Genomic DNA, 382 nt, shown 5'->3' with positions numbered 1-382 from the left:
GTGGGAGCCTGAACTTTCTGGCGGCGCGAAGACCGTCCGGTTTCAGCTGGCCTCATATCGTAATACGATATAACTCTTCAAGCCGTTTTCGCGCCCTGCTCCGCGTCATTTTGGGCAGGGACCACGACAACAACCTGTTGAGCTTTCGCGGGAAAGGACCATAAGTCGGAAATGACGCCGCCGAAATCACGTCCCGCCATCAGCCAGGCCGACTACCAGCGGCTGTCGCAATTCCGTTATTTGATCCGTCGCTTTCTCGAATTCAGCCAAATCCAGGCCAACGAGGCGGGCCTCACGCCGCGCCAGCACCAGGCGCTGCTGGCGATCAAGGGCTTTCCAAACGGCGGACCGGTGGCGGTGGGCGATCTCGCCGAGCGGCTGC

Annotated in this window: 1 pseudogene; it reads left to right on the top strand. The window is 60.5% G+C overall.

Features of this window, described 5'->3' with window-relative positions:
• Nucleotides 1-171 precede the first annotated feature (171 nt).
• A pseudogene (locus tag EN852_RS36010) lies at nucleotides 172-382 on the top strand (MarR family transcriptional regulator); the annotation flags it as partial.

Source organism: Mesorhizobium sp. M2E.F.Ca.ET.209.01.1.1 (genome assembly GCF_004010375.2).
Classification (GTDB): domain Bacteria; phylum Pseudomonadota; class Alphaproteobacteria; order Rhizobiales; family Rhizobiaceae; genus Mesorhizobium.
Note: the sequence above shows the minus strand (reverse complement) of the source record. Positions and strands in the feature narration are given on the sequence as shown.